Source organism: Oceanirhabdus sp. W0125-5 (assembly GCF_027938815.1).
Taxonomy (GTDB): Bacteria; Bacillota; Clostridia; order Clostridiales; family Clostridiaceae; genus Oceanirhabdus.
On the sequence record NZ_CP115913.1, the window covers coordinates 2607363 to 2626685 of the forward strand.

16 protein-coding genes are annotated in these 19323 nt (G+C 28.1%); all 16 read left to right on the forward strand.

What is annotated here, in order from left to right; genetic code table 11:
- The first annotated feature begins 72 nt into the window (after positions 1-72).
- Positions 73-1491: an oligosaccharide flippase family protein gene (locus OW730_RS12055; protein WP_271229261.1), complete on the forward strand. Its 1419-nt coding sequence runs from the start codon at positions 73-75 to the stop codon at positions 1489-1491.
- 17 nt (positions 1492-1508) lie between these two features.
- Positions 1509-3236 (forward strand): CDP-glycerol glycerophosphotransferase family protein, encoded by a 1728-nt coding sequence (locus OW730_RS12060; protein WP_271229262.1) that lies wholly within the window; start codon positions 1509-1511, stop codon positions 3234-3236.
- A 14-nt stretch (positions 3237-3250) separates the two neighbouring features.
- Complete coding sequence (locus OW730_RS12065) at positions 3251-4699, forward strand: O-antigen ligase family protein (protein WP_271229263.1); 1449 nt, start codon at positions 3251-3253, stop codon at positions 4697-4699.
- 1 nt (position 4700) lies between these two features.
- The gene (locus OW730_RS12070) at positions 4701-5831 is read left to right on the forward strand and encodes a glycosyltransferase (RefSeq protein WP_271229264.1); all 1131 of its coding nucleotides are present in this window, start codon (positions 4701-4703) and stop codon (positions 5829-5831) included.
- Between the two features lie 50 nt (positions 5832-5881).
- Positions 5882-7216: a glycosyltransferase family 4 protein gene (locus OW730_RS12075; RefSeq protein ID WP_271229265.1), complete on the forward strand. Its 1335-nt coding sequence runs from the start codon at positions 5882-5884 to the stop codon at positions 7214-7216.
- Between the two features lie 63 nt (positions 7217-7279).
- Positions 7280-8338, forward strand: coding sequence for a non-hydrolyzing UDP-N-acetylglucosamine 2-epimerase (wecB, locus tag OW730_RS12080; protein WP_271229266.1), 1059 nt, complete (start codon positions 7280-7282; stop codon positions 8336-8338).
- Between the two features lie 14 nt (positions 8339-8352).
- Entirely contained in the window at positions 8353-9426 is a 1074-nt protein-coding gene (locus OW730_RS12085; protein WP_271229267.1) for a glycosyltransferase, read from the forward strand.
- A gap of 40 nt (positions 9427-9466) precedes the next feature.
- On the forward strand, positions 9467-10504 hold the full coding sequence (locus OW730_RS12090; RefSeq protein WP_333781276.1) for a glycosyltransferase family 2 protein: 1038 nt from the start codon (positions 9467-9469) through the stop codon (positions 10502-10504).
- A 26-nt stretch (positions 10505-10530) separates the two neighbouring features.
- Entirely contained in the window at positions 10531-11706 is a 1176-nt protein-coding gene (pseC, locus tag OW730_RS12095) for a UDP-4-amino-4,6-dideoxy-N-acetyl-beta-L-altrosamine transaminase (protein WP_271229269.1), read from the forward strand.
- A 74-nt stretch (positions 11707-11780) separates the two neighbouring features.
- Positions 11781-13022 carry an O-antigen ligase family protein gene (locus OW730_RS12100; protein ID WP_271229270.1) on the forward strand — a complete coding sequence of 414 codons (1242 nt, stop codon included), beginning with the start codon at positions 11781-11783 and terminating at the stop codon, positions 13020-13022.
- Positions 13009-13674, forward strand: a complete 666-nt coding sequence (locus OW730_RS12105) for a sugar transferase (protein WP_271229271.1) — start codon at positions 13009-13011, stop codon at positions 13672-13674. The genes OW730_RS12100 and OW730_RS12105 overlap by 14 nt, the downstream gene beginning before the upstream one ends.
- 9 nt (positions 13675-13683) lie before the next feature.
- Entirely contained in the window at positions 13684-14409 is a 726-nt protein-coding gene (locus OW730_RS12110) for a WecB/TagA/CpsF family glycosyltransferase (protein WP_271229272.1), read from the forward strand.
- Positions 14410-14464: 55 nt separating this feature from the next.
- Positions 14465-15784, forward strand: coding sequence for a flippase (locus OW730_RS12115; RefSeq protein ID WP_271229273.1), 1320 nt, complete (start codon positions 14465-14467; stop codon positions 15782-15784).
- Positions 15785-15798: 14 nt separating this feature from the next.
- Positions 15799-16917, forward strand: a complete 1119-nt coding sequence (locus OW730_RS12120) for a glycosyltransferase family 4 protein (RefSeq protein ID WP_271229274.1) — start codon at positions 15799-15801, stop codon at positions 16915-16917.
- 131 nt (positions 16918-17048) lie between these two features.
- Positions 17049-17609, forward strand: a complete 561-nt coding sequence (locus OW730_RS12125) for a nitroreductase family protein (RefSeq protein ID WP_271229275.1) — start codon at positions 17049-17051, stop codon at positions 17607-17609.
- A gap of 188 nt (positions 17610-17797) precedes the next feature.
- Positions 17798-19321, forward strand: a complete 1524-nt coding sequence (gene hutH, locus OW730_RS12130; protein ID WP_271229276.1) for a histidine ammonia-lyase — start codon at positions 17798-17800, stop codon at positions 19319-19321.
- The last annotated feature ends 2 nt before the right edge of the window (positions 19322-19323 follow it).

The following is a 19323-nucleotide window of genomic DNA, read 5'->3' on the forward strand; positions in this document are numbered from 1 at the left end:
AATTTTATGATGATGAAGTACAGTAAATGTAGAATAAATGATAATAGAAAACTAATTTAAGAGGTAATAATTATGAACTTAGATAAGATAAAAGGTCTTTTAAGAGGTAAGTTAATAAGAGGTGGAATTTGGCTTACTCTTTGTACAATTATTCAACAAATAATATCATACACTTCAATGGGAATTTTTACTAGACTACTGGGAACAGAAGGGTTTGGTACTGTAAAATATTATGCTATAATGCTTACAATAGCTACAACAGTAATAACATTAGGACTTACTGCAAGTGTTAATAGGGCAAAAGTTGAATATGAAAAAGACTTTGACAAGTTTTTGTCCTCAATAATGTTTTTGGCAATGCTTCTTTCTGTAATAGCATTAACAGTTGTAATATTATTTAATAAACAGCTAAATTCTATTAAAGCTTTAGAAATAAGTGGTGGAGTCTTAATATTATTAGTTATACATAGTTTTTTTACATTCACATTTCAGTGTTATGCCTTAAAGTATATTATTAAACAAAATTATAAAAGATATTTTTTAGTGCAGGTAAGTAATGCTCTTACAGCGTTAATATTAAGTGTAGTTTTTGTTATACTACTGAATAATAATGCTATAGGAAGAATTTATGGAATGGCACTTACAACAATAGCATTTGGATCATATTTCTTTTTAAAACAGATAAAGTGTGGAAAAGAGTTTATAAATAAAGCTTACTGGAAGTACGCTCTAGTAATATCTGTACCATTGATATTTCATAGTTTATCTTCTATGATAATGACCTATTTTGATAGTGTTGCAATAAAACAATTCTTAAGTGAAAGTGAATTGGGGCTATATGGAGTTGCATACAGTGTTGGTCTGATAATAAACACAGTATGGGTAACTTTAAATAAATTATGGGTACCTTGGTTTTTTGATAAAATGAAAAAAGAAAATTATGAAGAAATTGAAAAAGCAATTAAGTATTATATGTTAATTTTCACTTTTATTTATTTTGCATTTATGATGGTTGTACCTGAAGTTGTAAGATTATTAGCTGATAAAGAATTTTGGGTTGCGCTTGATATTATTCCAATTATAGCTTTATCCTATTATTTTTTATTTCTTTACAGTTTTCCATCTAATGTTGAATTTTATGAAAAAAAGACAGTGCTTATTTCCTTAGGAACTTTGATTTCTGGGGCTGTAAATATAATACTGAATTTATTATTAATTCCTAGGTATGGATATAGAGTTGCAGCAGTAACAACCTTAATAAGCTATATTCTATTGTTTATCTATCATTATATGATGGCTAAAATTGTTTCGGATGTTACCTTTATAAAATTGAAACATTATATTATTGCTATACTTACCAGTTCGGTTATAACATTAAGTTTTTATGTTTTAGTAAACAGAGTATTTTTAAGATATGTAATTTTTATTGGGTTGCTTGTATTCATATGGAAGAAGTTTAAAAATTTTATGAACGTATTAAAAGCAGCATAATTATATAAGGAGATATTATGGGAATTTTATGCTATTATAAAAATGAAAAATATATATTGAGTCATGAGAAAAGAACAGAATTAAGTGATATAGTTGGAAGCATGAATATTAGATTAACTGTAAATGATTTCTTAAAAGGATTAGAAAAACAAACTACGTGTTATGGAGCATTAGAGGATATTTATAGATATGATGAAATTCCAATGTATATTTTTCTGAGACCAGCCCTATCAATATATCTTAAAAAAATTTTTGAATGTGTAGAAGTGCTTTCAAAAGTTAAAGATGTATTAGGGGAAAATGTTAATGTAAAAACAGATGATCATTATATGAACTTAGTATGTGGTAGATTTTTTAATATTAATTGTGAATATAAGCACAGTGAAAATAAAAATAGAATAAAAAGACAGTTAAAGCTAGGTAAGTACTTTAAAAGGTCTGTTAGAGGGATAAAGAGCTATATGAAGTTTTTAAAAAATTCATATGGAAAAGATAATATTCTTATACTTTCTCAGGCAGCAAGTATATCAGTGAGAGAGAATGAAAAAGGAGAAAAGATTTTTTATGATTCTCAATACGGTAGATTAATTGATATGCTCAATGAAAAATTTAACCCATTGAATATGCAGTTTTTACACAGTGATTCATTAATAACTAAGACTTTAAAATATTCAAAGGACTATGTTCCTTTAGAATTTATGTCTTTATTTAAAAAATTGTTATGTAGAAAAATAATTGATAGTAATTTAACTAGCATTAATTTTAAGATATTAGATGAATTAGAATACTATTATAAAGGAATTAACTATAGGGAATTTGTAAAAGAGTTTATAGACGTTAACGGTAAAAAAATCATTCAATCATATCTGAATGAAATGCTTTTTGAGGAAAAAATTATTAAAAAGTTTAAAATAAAAAAATGTATAGTTATTGATGAAGGGGATAGAGGAAGGTGTTTTATTGTTGCTGGAAATAGGTGCGGCATCGATACTTATGCTCTTCAACATGGAATAATAAGCAAGGGGTCTTATTCCTATGATGTATGTTTAAAAGATGGACATAAGATTATACCTAAAAAAACATTTTTATGGGGAGATAAATATAGGAGGCTGTTAATAGAGTTAACTAATATTTATAATGATAAAAATACAGTGGTAACTGGGCAAGCAAGAACAGATTACCTGTTTGATGTTAATAAATTAAAGTTAAAAAAAGATAATAGACGAAGAGTACTTTACATATCTCAATATATGGAGGACTTGGTGAAGCCTTCATTTAATATATTGTTAGAATCAGTAAAAGAACTTGATTCTAATATTGATTTAATCATAAAGCTCCATCCAGGAGATACAGAAAATAAGGAGTACTATGAAGAAGAAATCAAAAGGAAAAATTTAAATAATATAAGAATATGTAAAGACGAAGATTTGTATATGCTTCTTAATTGGAGTGAACTTGTAATAAGTGTACACTCAACTGTAATTATTGAAGCAGCATTGTTAAATAAACCTTCAGTATGTATTAAACTTCCAAAATATGATGATATATGTGGTTATGTTAGAGAGGGTATTTCCCTAGGAATTAACACAAGTAGTGAATTAGCAAACATAATCAAAAATTTTGAAAGTAGTTTTGATAATCAATACTTTAAAAGATTAAACAATTATATTGGTGGTAATTTTGGTGAGATTGATGGGAAGGTTGGGCAAAGAATATATAATGAGATAATAAAAGATAACAAGTAAAGGAGAGCTAAATTGTGCTAGAGTTATTAAAAGAAAAGTCTGCGTACATAATAACAGCATTATTAATTATTATAGGTTTTATTACGAATCCTGAACTTTATTATGTATATTTATTTTGTATAGTATTATTGGGATTAATTTATAAAAAATTTAATGGTGATTTGAGAAAAAACTATTACTATGTGACATTGATGTTAGCTTTAACAGGATATAATTTAAAAGTGCCTCTAGGAAATAGATTTGGAATTTACTATTTTACAATAATACTATTTAGTTATTTTGTTATATTATTATTGGATATAATTTCGAAGAAAGAAAACATAGATTTTAGAGCTTTACTAAAAAATAAATATGCATTATTCTTAATTATATTTATTGTATATATGATTGTTAGCATATTGTGGAGTGAAAATAAGAAGTTTTCAATAATAAGTATATATAACTACGCAAACATGATTGGATTTTTAATTATGGTAATTGTTGAAAATAAGAGTAGAGAAGAATTAGGTAAAACTACAAGATTATTAATAGCAATATACACTGGAATGTTAATTCTTGGGTTACTACAAATTTTAAATATTGATTTGGGAATAAGAAATTGTTATAGAGAGATTAAAGATCTTAATTTAAATGATCCAATATACTCATATTTAAAGAGAATACCTACTGTATTTTTTTATAATCCTAATAATTATGCCTTTGTACTTGGAGTGGCATTAATCTTTATATTCCCATTAATTATATTTAGCAAAGATAAAAAAGAAAGGGTATTTTTAATAATCTTATATATTATGAGTACTATTCAGATAATCTTTACAAGATGTAGAACAGCATGGATTACCGTATTTATAGTATTAGGTGTATTACTTTTAATTGCTCTTATTATTAAAAATAAGAAATGTATAGTTCATTGTCTGGTGTTTATTACAATCAGTTGGGGAACAATTTATGGATTAAGTTTTATTCCCCAAATGAGTCCTTTTTATGGGAAAATTGATAGAACACCTATCATTAATAATAATAAATACAATGAGAAAGTAGAAATGGGCTCTAAAAATTCAATGAGCAGACGTTATACATTGATGTATGATGTTGTAAAAGGTGTTATATTGGAAAAAAATATTCATGGATTTGGGGCAGGTAATATTGGAAATTATATATTAAAACAGAATAACACATATGGAACAATTGCAGTACATTGTTTGTGGCTTGAGATTTTAGGGGATTTTGGAATTTTCATTCTGTTTTATTTTATATTTATATGTATTAGTTTATTTGTAAGCTTATTTATAAATGCTTATAAATTGGGTTTGAACCGATGCAATTATGGCGCGTTAGGTGCAGGAATATCAATTGCTCTTCTTGTATTTGCACCAAGTTCTGTTACAGCATTTATACCGTTTTGGCTTTCATTGGCTTTAATATACAGTATATATGAAAATAGAAAAGCTTTGGGGGAATAGTATGAAGGTTTTAATTATTAGCAGTTGGTATCCAAATAAAAATAGTACTATAAATGGAGTTTTTGTTAAAGAACAGGCAAAAGCACTTAAAGATGCAGGTATTAACCCGATAGTTTTCTACCCATATGATGATTGTGTTCAAAAAGGGGAAATTATAAGCTGTGAAGAAGAGGGAGTATTAACATATAGAGCTAATACTAGTTATTTAAGAAATAGTAAGTTAGCTCTCCTTGTTAGTATAAAAATGAGTATAGTGTTTATGAAAAAAATAGTAAAAGATCATTCTATTGATATAATTCACAGTCATGTGTGTTATCCTACAGGATTTATAGCTGCGGTATATAATAAATTCTATAAAACACCTTTTATTTTAACAGAACATATGTCAAAAGTAAGGGAGTTTGCCTTAAAACCATATAATAATGTTTTATTTAAGTATGCTTACAATAAGGCGCAGAAAGTACTTACAGTAAGTACTGCACTTTTAAACGAACTTAAGCAATTAGGTTTTAAGTTTAATGGCGAAGTTATGGGGAATGTTGTAGATGTTTCTGAATACTCCATAAATAATAATAGAGTATATGATAATAAATTTAAGATTGCATTTATTGGTTCTCTATTTGAAGTAAAGGGATTACGATATTTCATACCAGCCTTAGCTTCCTTTTTAGATGAGAATAAAGATTATGATGTTGAATTTAATATTTATGGAGATGGAAACCAAAGAGAAGAATTGGAAGAGTTGAGCAGAAAGTTGAACTTGAATCATATATGTAAATTTCATGGTAGAGTAAAGAAAAATGAAATTCCTAAAAAAATAAGTGAGAATAATTTTCTAGTACTTCCAAGTATAAAAGAAACTTTTGGAAGTGTATTAATTGAAGCAATGGCAGGGGGAAAACCTGTATTAACAACAAAATGTGGAGGACCACAGGATTTTGTTGATGAAACAAGAGGTGTATTAGTTAATCCTAAGAGTATAGAACATTTAAAAGAAGGATTATGTAATATAATAGAAACATACAATGAATTTGATAATCAGAAAATAAGAGATTTTGTAAAAGAAAATTACAGTTATGAAGCTATAGGAAAGAAGTTAATAGAAAAATATCAAGAAGTGTTATATAATTAGTATGAATTATAATTAATATAACAAACTTTAAATGAAAGTGATGAGTGGGTATGAAAAAAATACTTATAATAGCATATTTTTATCCTCCAAAAGGAGGGGCAGGAGTTCAGAGAACTTCTAAATTTGCAAAGTATTTAACAGAATTTGGACATGAAGTTCATGTGCTTACTGTAAATGAAGATAGAAAAACATTAAATGATGATTCATTAAAAGAGGATATATGTAAAGGTATTCATGTACATAGAACTGAATTTGAAGAAGTGAAGATTGTAAAAAAACTCAATAATTTATTAAATAACAAAAATAGTTTGAGTCCTGTGAATACTAGCAATAACCAGTTAAAAAAAAGCAATATCAAGTCAAAGATTAAATCAATATGTAAAAAATTATTTTTTAAGCTTTATAATTTTGTTTATTTGCCTGATGATAAGAAATCATGGATAGATACTGCTGTAAAAGAAGCAGTAAAAATTATAGAGAATGAAAAAATTGATGTAATATACACTACATCTGCACCGTATTCTGCTCATTTAATAGGATATAAGCTTTCAAAACAGAAACAAATCAAATGGATAGCTGACTTTAGAGATCAGTGGGCTAATAATCCTTTTGCTGAATATGGAAGAATGGTAGAGTGGAGACAAAAACGACTAGAAAAGAAAGTTATACATAATGCCCATAAGGTTATTAGTGTAAGTAAACCAATAATTGAAGATTTTAAACTAAGATATTATGATACAAATAAGGAAAAGTTTGAGATTATTACTAATGGATATGATGAACCAGATTTTTGGGATATTGAACCAGTGGAAAAAAATTCGATTTTTAAGATTATTTATAATGGAACATTGTATGGTAGAATGTCTCCTGAAAACATTCTATTAGCTATCTCAAATTTAATTGAAAAGAAAAAAATTGATAGAGATAAAATAAGAATTGAATTTTGTGGGAATATTGGAAATGCACATAAGGGTAAAGTTGATTTCTTTAAAGATAAGTACCCACAATTAATAAGTATAAAAAATTATTTGCCACATAAAGAAAGTTTAAAAAATTTAATGACAGGTAGCGCCGTTCTTTTGATCATTGATGGAGGAAAGGGTAGTCGTGGAATATATACAGGCAAGATATTTGAATATATAAGAAGTGGAAAGCCAATTATTGCAATTGTTCCAGATGGTGTTGCTAGAGATTTAATTATAAAAACTAAAACGGGATATTGTGCGTATCCTAACGATATAGATGAAATAGAAAAAAATATTTATAATTTATACACTAAGTTTTATAAAGGTGAAAAGCTTGCAGATTCAAATTTGAATGAAATTAAGAAATATTCAAGAAAGAATTTATCTAAGCAATTATCAAATATTATTGAAAAACTATAGAGGACAAATTATTATATATAATATTGTGTCAGGTAAATATTAATAGATTTGTGGGGGTATAAAATGAAATTATTGACAATAATAGGAGCAAGACCTCAATTTATTAAAGCAGCAGCAGTTTCAAGAAAACTAAGAACTCAGAATGAAGAGATTATTGTTCATACAGGTCAGCACTATGATGATAATATGTCAAAGGTATTCTTTGATGAGCTTGAAATACCAATGCCAGATTATAATTTGAATGTTGGCTCGGGAAGTCATGGTACTATGACTGGAAATATGATGATAAAAATAGAAGAAGTAATGTTAAAAGAAAAACCAGATTGTGTTATTGTTTATGGAGATACTAACTCAACTTTAGCTGGTGGAGTATGTGCAAGTAAGTTGCTTATACCACTAGCACACATTGAAGCAGGACTGAGAAGTTTCAATAAAAAAATGCCTGAAGAGCAAAATAGAATATTAACTGATCACGTTTCATCTTTTTTATTTACTCCAACAGAAACTGCAGTTGAAAATTTAAAGAACGAAGGCATTATAAATAACGTATATAATGTTGGAGATGTAATGTATGATGCTTGTTTACATTACCTAAAAATTGCAGAGAAAAGAAGCACTATATTGGAAAAACTGAATTTAAATAAAGGTGAGTATATATTAGGAACTGTACATAGAGCGGAGAATACAAATGACCCATTGAGGCTAAAGAATATTGTTAGGGCATTAAATGAAAGCGGCGCTAAAATAGTATTACCACTGCATCCTAGAACAAAGAAATATTTAAAGCAGTATAACCTTTCTTTTAGTGATAACATAAAAATAATTGATGCAGTTGGATATCATGATACTCTTGTCTTGGAGAAAAATTGTAGAAAGATAGTTACAGATAGTGGTGGAATTCAGAAGGAAGCCTACTTTATGAAGAAACCTTGTATTACATTAAGAGATGAAAGTGAATGGGTTGAAACAATTAAAAGTGGTTGGAACATTTTAGCTGGAGCTGATTATGAAAAAATCACAAATGCTATACAGAACTTTGAAAAGAACGGTGAACAAATTAATTATTATGGAAATGGAAAAGCTTCAGAAGGTATTTGCAATATATTAAAAGAAAACCTATAAACTGGGAGTGGTTTGTGTTGAGAAGAACCAAGCTTTGCATATTAAGTGATGCTGATAGTATACATACTAAAAAATGGGTAGACTATTTATCACAGTATAATTATGAAATAAGCATTATCTCAATGAGAGATACTAAGTATGTATTTGGAGATAATGTGAAAAAGTATATTATAGAACCTCCATTTAAAAATAAGTTAAGTTATTTTTTTATAATTAGTAAATTTAAAAAGTTAATAGAATATATTAATCCGGATATTTTACATGGACATTTTGCAAGTTCATATGGATTATATGGGGCATTAAGTAAAAAAAGACCTTATATAGTTTCAGTATGGGGAAGGGATGTGTATGAATTTCCTAAGAAAAATTCAATTGCTGAAATTTTATTGAGAAAAACTTTAAAGTCAGCAGAGGTTATATGTTCTACAAGTGAAGATATGGCAGAGGAAACGAAAAAGTATTGCAATAAAGAAATAATTGTAACTCCTTTCGGAGTAGATACAAAAAAGTTTTCAAAAATAAATGAAATACTGGAAAAAGAATATATTACTATTGGATTAATGAAAAACTTGAAAGCAGTATATGGAATTAATTATTTGATTGATGCTTTCAGTATGCTTATAAAAGAGTATAAGGAAGATAAATTAAAACTACTTATTGTTGGTGATGGAGTTGAAAGAAGAAAGCTTGAGGAACAATGCAAAGAGTTAAAAATCCAAGAATTTGTTGAGTTTAAAGGGAATGTTGAAAATACTGAAATTCCTAAGTATATTAATGAAATGGATATTGTTTGTCTCCCATCTTTAGAAGAGAGTTTTGGTGTTGCGGCAGTAGAGGCCAGCGCATGTGGAAGACCTATTGTATCAACCTCTGTAGGTGGATTAAAAGAAACTGTGATTGATGGACTAAATGGGATTCATTGTAAGTGTAAAGATCCAGTTGATTTGAAAAATAAGTTGATGTTACTACTTTCAGATAAAAAAAAGATGAAAGACCTTGGAAACAATGGAATAAAGTTAGCTCATGAAAAATACACATGGGAAAAAAATGCTGAAATAATGCAAGAAGTATATGCTAGATTTATTTGAGAAATTAAATCTTAAGTATCTCTAAGCAGTTTGAATTGAGGTGTTACTTTTGAAAAAGAACAAAAGTAAAGTATCAGTTGTGATACCGTGTAGAAATGAAGAAAATTACATAGGACAATGTTTAGATTATATATGTAGACAAACGTATGGAATTGAACATATAGAAGTTATGGTCTGCGATGGAATGTCTGAAGATAAGTCTAGAATGATTGTAAGTGAATATAGTAAAAAATATCCTAGTATTAAGCTAGTTGATAATATTAAAAAAGTTGCACCAGTTGCAATGAATTTAGGAATAAAAGAAAGCACAGGAGATATTGTTATTATATTTGGAGCACATGCATATATGGATGAGTGCTATGTAGAAAATTGTGTTAAAAAGCTCGATGAAACAGATGCTATGTGCGTAGGAGGAAGAATAGAAAGTATAAGTGAGAATGAAAGTGCAGAAGTTATCTCAAAAGCTATGTCATCTCCTTTTGGTGTTGGAAATGCTCTATTTAGATATAGTGAAGAAGAAACATATGTGGACACAGTAGCTTTTGGTGCTTATAAAAGAGAAGTTTTTGAAGAAATTGGTTTATTTGATGAAGAGTTAGTTAGGAACCAGGATGATGAAATAAACTATAGAGTAACAAAATCCGGAATGAAAATTTTACTTACACCAATTGTAAAATCATATTATTATACAAGAGGTTCTTTTGCAAAGTTATGGAGACAATACTTTCAATATGGTTTTTGGAAAGTGCGTGTTATACAAAAACATAATAAACCAGCGGCATTAAGACATTTGGTTCCTATACTGTTTGTTTTGAGTTTAATAATAGGTATAGTATTAAGTCCATTTTCATCTATTATTAGAAATGCCTTTGTATTTGAAATTATTGTATACTTATTGTGTGCAGGAATTTTTTCCCTAAAAGTTTGTGAAGATAAAGTACAGCAGATACCAAGAATAATGATTAGCTTTTTTATACTTCACACAAGTTATGGACTTGGATTCCTAGAAGGAATATTTAAATTTTATATAAGGAAAACTAATAAAGGAATAGAAAAATATACAAAAACATCAAGATAAGAATTTGAATAAATATGGAGGGTATTATGAGTGAGTTTAAAGTCAGAGAAAAGTTTTTACCTTATTGTCTCCCTTTAATAGAGGAAGATGAGATAAATGAAGTAGTTGATTCATTAAAAAGTGGATGGTTATCAACAGGACCAAAAACAAGGGAATTCGAAAAACAGTTTGCAGATTATGTAGGAGCAAAGTATGCCATAGCTATGAACTCTGCAACAGCTGCATTACATTTAGCTTTAGAAGCAGCGGATGTAGGTCCTGGAGATGAAGTTATTACAACACCAATGACCTTTTGTGCCTCTGTTAATACTATTGTACATATGGGTGCAATACCAGTATTTGTTGATATAGATCCCAAAACTCATTGCATAGACCCTAAGAAGATTGAAAAAAAAATCACACCTAAAACTAAAGCAATTGTTCCGGTTCATTATGCAGGGCATAGTTGCGATATGGATGAAATTATGAGAATAGCAAAGAAGCATAATTTATTTGTATCAGAGGATGCTGCACATGCAGTGTATACTAAATATAAAAATAAGCTGATTGGAGCCATAGGTGATTGTACTTCTTTTAGTTTTTATGCAACTAAGAACATATGTACAGGTGAAGGTGGGATACTTACAACAAATAGAGATGATATTGCTCAAAAATTACGAGAAATAAGTCTTCATGGAATGAATAAAGCCGCATGGAATAGATATGGTAAAGGCGGAAGCTGGAGATACGATGTTGAGAATCCAGGATATAAATATAATATGACGGATATTCAGGCATCACTTGGGTTATGCCAACTTTCAAAATTAGAAAGAATGCAAAAAAGAAGAGAAGAAATTGCGGAAAAATATAATAAAGCATTTGGGGAAATTAATGAAGTAACAACACCATATACTGCTTCATATACAAGACATGCATGGCATTTGTATATTATTCAACTTGAAGTTGAGAAATTAAAAATTGATAGAGACCAATTTATTGAGAAGCTTAAAGAATATAATATTGGGGTAAGTGTACATTTTATTCCTGTACATTATATGTCTTTTTATAAAAATACTTTTGGTTACAAAGTTGGAGATTTTCCTGTAGTGGAAGAATACTTTGAAAAAATTATATCACTACCATTATATCCTAAAATGAGTGATGAAGATGTTCAGTATGTTATAGATGTTGTTGAAAGAATAATAGAAGAATACAAGAAGTAAAGAGATTAGAACGAAACATGTTATAGAATGTGCTAAGTATATTTATAATAAATATGAAAAATAGTGGTGGTAATATGGAAACAAAATTAAGAAAAATAAATGATTATTTACTAGGAATATTTTTGATAATTATACCATTTAGCAATAAAGTAGTTCCTATAATCAATATAACAATTAAGAGTGATATTATTTTATTTACATTCTTCTTATTATTTTTCATAAGAATGGTAATATTAAGAAATGAGAGAAGACGTTTTCAGGAATATTTATATAATAGGTGTTCTTCAATCTTCTTTCTTTTTTTGATAGCCCTATGTTTTTTAATGTTTTTAAGTATTAGTTATAGTGCTTATAAAGTAACAGCATTAAAAGAAAGTTTTAGGTTTTTTACATATGTAATATTATTAATTATTATTGGATACGATTATTGTGAAGATAAGTGGATAAAAACTTTAATTAATTTAATTGTACTAGTGATGATAATTGAATGTGTTATTGGAATAATTCAATTTTCCACTGGTTTATTTATGATTAGGGCGTTTAGTAAAGAGATTTGTGGATTCAATAAAATTCACGGTACATTTGAAAATCCAAATACCTATGCAGGCTTTTTAGTTCTTCTCTTTTATCCAATAGCTGTATATAGCTTTCAAAAGATATTTATAGAAAAGAAAAAGAGGTATTACATATTATTATTACTTATATTGATTAACTTAGTTCTCACAATGTCTAGAAATGGGATTATTGGTATTGTGGTTGGTGGGTTAATTCTAGCAATTTTTTATGAAAAAAGAGCAATGTATGGTGTAGGAGTATTAGGTGTTTTAGGGGCAATTGTATTGAAAAGTCGTAATATATTTGATATATCTTTGAATGAAACAAGATTAAAATTATGGAAATGTGCTAGACTTATAATAAGAGATAATCCAATAAAAGGGATAGGAAACGGTAATTTTAGAGAAACTTATAATATATATATACGACATTACCCTGAAGTTAGTGTTCATTCTGCCCTTAATATGCCCCCACATAATTCATTCTTAAAAGTGTGGAGTGAACTTGGAATAATATCCATAATAATATTTATTAGCATATTATTATATGGTGGTAAAAGTATATATTTATGTGCTAAAAAATGTAATAATTCTATTGCCAGATTATTTTTTACTGGATATATGTGTAGTTTTTTAGGTTTTATAAGTATGAATATGAGTGATGATCTTTTCTTTGTGCCTAAATTAACTACTTACTTTTGGGTGTTTACGGCTCTAGCATGGGGATACGATCAAAGGAGAAATAGTAATGATAAAAGATAACAATTTAACATATGATTTTGAGAGCATCGATGAATATGAGGATATAGCAAGAAAGGGATTTCAATTTTTTCTGAAGAGAGTTATGGATATAATTCTATCTGCTGTAGGTATAGTACTGCTTTGTCCTGTATTTATCTTAATAAGTATAGCTATTAAACTTGATAGTAAAGGGCCAATAATATTTAAACAATGCAGAGTTGGTAAAGGTAATAAAAATTTTAATATTTATAAGTTTAGAACAATGAGACAGAATGCTCACAAAGAACAAAAATTAGAAATTGGAAATATTCATGAATTTGTTTTTCAAAGTGGTGAAGATCCTAGAATAACAAAGGTAGGTAACTTTCTAAGAAAGACTAGTCTTGATGAAATACCTCAACTTTTCAATGTACTAATAGGAAATATGAGTTTAGTTGGTCCTAGACCAGAAATTCCTGAAGTTGTAGAACATTATCCAAAAGAATATATGCAGAGACTTTCAGTACTGCCTGGAATAACAGGACTTGCGCAGATTAGTGGAAGAGGAGAAATAGAATTAGGAAAAACAATTTATTATGACCTAAAATACATCAAGAATTTTTCAGTATGGTATGATGTGAAAATTCTTTTCAATACAATATTTTCTGTATTAAGAAAAGAAGGGGCAAGGTAGGGCGTTGTTATGGAGAATTATAGCAAAATATTAGGGTTTAATATTTATAATAACAGTATTAGTGCATTAATTAATGATGAAATTCAATGGAATGATAAAAAGGTAATTGTTTCAGGCAATCCAGAAGTACTTTATTCAGGATTAAATGACAAGAGTTTATACCATTATTTTAAAAGTAAGAACTCTATTATTGTACCAGATGGGATAGGTACAGTTATATTATGCAGACTTAAAAAAAAGGTATTAAAAGAAAAAATTGCAGGTATAGAAGTTTTAACATCCTTACTAAAGATATGTTCTGAGAAAAATAAAAAAGTATATATTTTAGGAGCCAATAAAGATATTCTAAATGAAGCTGTTAAAAATATAGCATGTAAATTCTCAGGCATTAATATATGTGGGTACCATGATGGATACTTTCAGGATACTGATAAAATTATTAATAAAATTAATGGGTGTTCACCAGATCTTTTAGTAGTTGCGCTTGGGTGTCCTAAACAAGAAAAGTTTATATATGAAAACTTTGATAAATTAAATTTCAATATTGCAATGGGAGTAGGAGGCAGTATTGATATTTTAGGTGGAAAAATTAAAAGAGCACCAAAGTGGATGATTAATATTGGGTTAGAGTGGGTATATAGAGTAATAAAGGAACCTTTTAGAATTAAACGATTATTTGTTATTCCTAAGTTTATTTTAAGAGGATTAAAGGAAAAAGAAAATGGGCGCAAATAATAGTCTTAAAAAGAATCTCATATATATGTTTATTTGCAGCATTGGGGTTCAAATAGTGAGCTTTGTGATAGTATCATATATAAGCAAAGTATTATCTGTTGAGTTATTTGGTTTGGTGAATTATAGCCAAGCCATTATATTATATTTTAATCTTTTAACACTTTTTGGATTCCAAACCTTAGGAGTTAAAGAAGTTACAAAGAGTGAAGAAAAAGATGAGATAGTATATTCTGTAATATCCATTAGATTGATCATTGCCTTATTATCAATTTGTGCAGTTGCAAGTATATCTGTATTTATCACAAAAGGAAATAGTTTTAGAACAATACTGTTATTATATTCATTAACACTAATACCATTAAGTTTTAATCTTGATTGGTTCTTTGCTGGTATTTATGAGATGAAACATAATGGAGTATTCAATATAATAAAAGTTACCATACCCTTGGTGATTATTTTATGCATACTCAAAGATGATAGTGGGGTATATATTATTCCAGTAGCTTTTATAATTGGATTAATTGCTGCTGGTACATATCATATTTTTCAATTTAAGAAAAAAGGTTTTTCATTTGGTAATAAAAATAGGAATAAACGTAAGGTACTATTTACCATAGCACTTCCATTTGTAATGAGCAGTATATTATCTACAATAAATGGAAATGTTGACACCTTAATGGTTGGAGCCTTTTTAAGTGAATATGAATTAGGCTTATATTCTGGTGCATACAAATTGATTTTCTTGCTTATAAGTATGATTGCAGTTTTATTCAATGTTATATATCCTAATCTTACAAAGCTAAAAGGACAGGAACTAAATAGTTTTTTTGGTATGCTAACTAGAGTTGTGGTGATGTTTGCAATACCAACTGCAATTGGAGGGTTTATTTTTTCTGAAGAAATTCTCATTTTAATATTTGATAAGAAGTTTAGTGAAGGTAGCATAACACTTAAAATACTTATGATATATTTTATGGTATTATTTTTAAGAGAGTTATGTGCGTACAGCTTAAATGCTTGGGGAAAAGAAAAGATTTATTTAAAAGTAATTGGAATATCTGCATTATCAAATATTATTATAAATTATTTTTTAATAAAAAAAATAGGAATAGAGGGAGCTGCATTATCAACTTTAATATGTGAGATAGGTACATTTATTTTAATGGCGTTTAATATCAGAGAGAAAGTTGAGTTATCATATTTAAAAGAAGCTATAAAAATTTTACCTAATATATGTTTTGTAACTGTTTTCATGATTGTTTTTAAATTGGTCAATATTAATATAGTAATAATTATCCCAATTATAATTTTGATGTACTTTGGGATATTGTATAAAACAGGATATCTGAATACATTAGGTAAATTCTTAAAATAGATTGGAGCAAGAATATGGTTAATTATTGTGTTTTATATCCCAATACAAGCAATGTAAATCTTGTAAAAGATATGGGGATGATTCCATATAAACTACACGATTCATATGGGTATAATTCTTGGATTGCATGTTATAACCAAGATAAATATTCTTATTTAAATGATGAAGTTAAAGGTCTTAAGATAGAGTTTTTAAAAAAGACATTTAACAACTATATATTAGATGGATGTTTATATTTAATTAAAAACAGCAAAAAAATTGATATACTTCAAATATTCCATATGACATCATACTCAGTGGCATACTCAATAGTATATAAGTTCTTCAACAGGAAAGGGAAAATATATTTAAAACTTGATTGTAGTGAAAAGTTGATAGAGCGATTAGACAGTATGAATTACATAGAAAGAAAAATTATTAAAGCATATCTAAAAAGAGTAGACATAATAAGTGCTGAGCAGGAGAGGCTTATAGAACCATTAAACAAAAGATTTGGGGAATTTGGTAATAAACTTATTCATATTACAAATGGGGTAGATTTGAATTGGATAAAGAACATCAATAATAATGAGAAAATTGAAAAAGAAAACTGCTTTCTTCATGTTGCAAGATTAGGTGCTGAAGAGAAAAAAACAGAAAATATTTTAAAAGCATTTAAAATATTTTCAAAGAATAATACCTCTTGGAAGTTATTATTAGTGGGAGCAATGGAAGATAATTTTAAAAAATTCTATAATAAATTTTTAGAAGAAAATGAAGAACTTAGAGATAGAATACTTTATAAAGGAGAAATCATAAAAAGAGAAGAACTTTATAACATTTATAAAAAATCAAAAGCATTTATCTTAAATTCAAAATTTGAAAGCTTTGGATTTGTTCTAATTGAAGCAGCCTTGTTTAATAATATGATTATTTCAACAGATGTTGGAGTGGCAGAAGAACTAAGAGTTCATGGGAATGTAGAAATTATTAAGTACCATGATATAGATAGTATTAAGAATGCTATGGTAAAAGTATCTAATGATAAAGATGTGGAAAAAAAAGGACTTGAAAATAAGCAACTTATTGAGAAAAAATATAGTTATGATGTAATTATTAAAAAATTAAAGTTTTTCTTTGATAAAATCAGCTAATTTCACTCCCTTAAAAGTTTCAAAACATTAATATAAGGAAGATTAAATTTAATATTTCATTAGGTAAATATCAATTTACTTAAGAATAAAAAAAAAATTCATGCAAACAATAAACTCGAAGGAGTGATAGCATGGATTTTTATAATGTAATTGATAAACGAGTAAGTTACAAGAAGTATAAAAATGACAGAATAGATAGAGACAGTTTACATAGAATGATTAATAGCGCTATGAATTCACCATCTTATAAAAATAATACTTCATATAAAATCATTATAGTTGAAGATAAGAGTATTAAGAATTCTTTAAGTAACTGTATTAGAAACAGTACTTCTGAAATAAGTGAAGCTATAAATGACGCCCCTGTAACATGTGTAGTTATAGGTAAGCCTGAAAATTCTGGAGCAATGAATGGTAAAGATTTTTATATTATGGATGGAGCTATCGCTATGGAACATTTTGTCCTTAGTGCCGCAGCAGAAGGATATGGTACTTGTTGGGTAACAGCCTTTGATGAAAATGAAATTAAAAGAATGTTAAATATTCCATCAGATTACAAGGTTATTGCTTTAACACCAGTTGGAAAACCAGATGAGACTAGAGAACCTCATGAGAAAAAAGATGTAAGAGAATATGTTTTTATGAATGAGTTTAATGAACCATTCACTTTAAATGATAGCAAACTTTATTAATGAATAATGGATAATGAAGTAGGGTTCTGACCTAAGTCAGAACCTATTTTTATGATGTTGTGATAAAGTGATAACAGAGTTTATATATTCAGAAAATTCTGAATAATTATATTTTAAGGAATTTTGATGTACAATAAAGAAAATTTATAATTTTTATAATTTTAAGAAAATTAAAGGGGGTAAATTTTATGGGGAAAATTATAATAGATGGTAAAAGTTTGACAATAGAAAAAGTTGTTAAAATAGCTCGATGTAATGAAGAGGTTGTTATCAGTGAAGAAGCATATGAGAGAGTAATAGAATCAAGAAAAATTGTTGACGACATTGTTGAGAATGATAGAGTGAAATATGGAATAACTACAGGATTCGGAAAATTCTCAGACGTTACTATAACACAAGAAGATTGCAAAACATTACAAAGAAATTTAATAATATCACATGCTTGTGGGTTTGGTGAGCCGTTTTCAATTGATGAAACAAGAGGAATTATGCTTCTTAGAATAAATAATCTTGTTAAAGGTTATTCCGGTATTAGAGTAGAGACATTAAATACCCTTCTAGAAATGTTGAATAAAGGAGTAACACCTATAATACCACAAAAAGGATCTTTGGGAGCTTCAGGAGATTTAGCACCATTAGCTCACATGGTATTGCCTATGATAGGTGAAGGTGAAGCTATATTCAATGGAGAAAGAATGACTGGACAGAAAGCTATGGAGTTAGCAGGGATAAGTACAATTGAGTTAACCGCTAAAGAAGGATTAGCATTGATAAATGGAACACAAGTTATGACATCAGTTGGCGTACTTGCGTTATATGATTCAAAAATATTATTAGAGACTGCTGATATAACATCAGCATTGACATTAGAAGCTTTAAGAGGAATAAGAGATGCCTTTAACCCAGCAATACATGAAATAAGACCTCATCAGGGACAAATAAATACTGCAGAGAATATTCTAAAGCTTGTAGAGGGAAGTACTTTAATAACTTCACAGGGAGAGCTGAGAGTTCAGGATGCATATACTCTAAGATGTATACCGCAAGTACATGGAGCATCAAAAGATGCCTATAGATATGTTAGAGAAAAAGTTGAAATTGAGATTAATTCTGTTACTGATAATCCAATAATAACTAGAGATGGAGAGGTATATTCTGGTGGTAACTTCCATGGGCAACCAATGGCAATAATATTTGATTTTCTTGGAATAGCTATGTCTGAGATTGGTAATATTTCAGAAAGAAGATTAGAGAGATTAATAAACTATCAATTAAATGACCTGCCAGCATTCTTAGTTAAAAAGGGTGGTTTGAACTCAGGTTATATGATTACTCAATATGCTGCAGCTGCATTAGTATCTGAGAATAAGGTGCTAGCTCATCCGGCTTCAGTTGACTCAATACCGTCTTCTGCTAATCAAGAAGACCATGTAAGTATGGGAACAATTGCTGCGAGAAAAGCAAGAGACATAATAAATAATACATATAGAGTACTAGCAACAGAGATAATGGCGGCATGTCAAGCAATAGATTTTAGAGAAGGATTTAAACTTGGGAAAGCAACTCAAGCTGCTTACAATGAGGTTAGAAAAGAAGTTAAATTTATTGAAGAGGATATTGTAATGTACAAAGATCTTGACTTATGTACAGAGTTATTGAGAAGTGAAAAGATCAATAATGCTGTTAATGAAATAATTAAAATCAATATTTAGGA

Excerpts from the sequence above, each read along its gene's own strand:
- OW730_RS12055 (WP_271229261.1), top strand. The coding sequence starts at position 73 with ATGAACTTAGATAAGATAAAAGGTCTTTTAAGAGGTAAGTTAATAAGA.
- OW730_RS12060 (WP_271229262.1), top strand. The coding sequence starts at position 1,509 with ATGGGAATTTTATGCTATTATAAAAATGAAAAATATATATTGAGTCAT.
- OW730_RS12070 (WP_271229264.1), top strand. The coding sequence starts at position 4,701 with ATGAAGGTTTTAATTATTAGCAGTTGGTATCCAAATAAAAATAGTACT.
- OW730_RS12075 (WP_271229265.1), top strand. The coding sequence starts at position 5,882 with ATGAAAAAAATACTTATAATAGCATATTTTTATCCTCCAAAAGGAGGG.
- wecB (WP_271229266.1), top strand. The coding sequence starts at position 7,280 with ATGAAATTATTGACAATAATAGGAGCAAGACCTCAATTTATTAAAGCA.
- pseC (WP_271229269.1), top strand. The coding sequence starts at position 10,531 with ATGAGTGAGTTTAAAGTCAGAGAAAAGTTTTTACCTTATTGTCTCCCT.
- OW730_RS12100 (WP_271229270.1), top strand. The coding sequence starts at position 11,781 with ATGGAAACAAAATTAAGAAAAATAAATGATTATTTACTAGGAATATTT.
- OW730_RS12105 (WP_271229271.1), top strand. The coding sequence starts at position 13,009 with ATGATAAAAGATAACAATTTAACATATGATTTTGAGAGCATCGATGAA.
- OW730_RS12110 (WP_271229272.1), top strand. The coding sequence starts at position 13,684 with ATGGAGAATTATAGCAAAATATTAGGGTTTAATATTTATAATAACAGT.
- OW730_RS12120 (WP_271229274.1), top strand. The coding sequence starts at position 15,799 with ATGGTTAATTATTGTGTTTTATATCCCAATACAAGCAATGTAAATCTT.
- OW730_RS12125 (WP_271229275.1), top strand. The coding sequence starts at position 17,049 with ATGGATTTTTATAATGTAATTGATAAACGAGTAAGTTACAAGAAGTAT.
- hutH (WP_271229276.1), top strand. The coding sequence starts at position 17,798 with ATGGGGAAAATTATAATAGATGGTAAAAGTTTGACAATAGAAAAAGTT.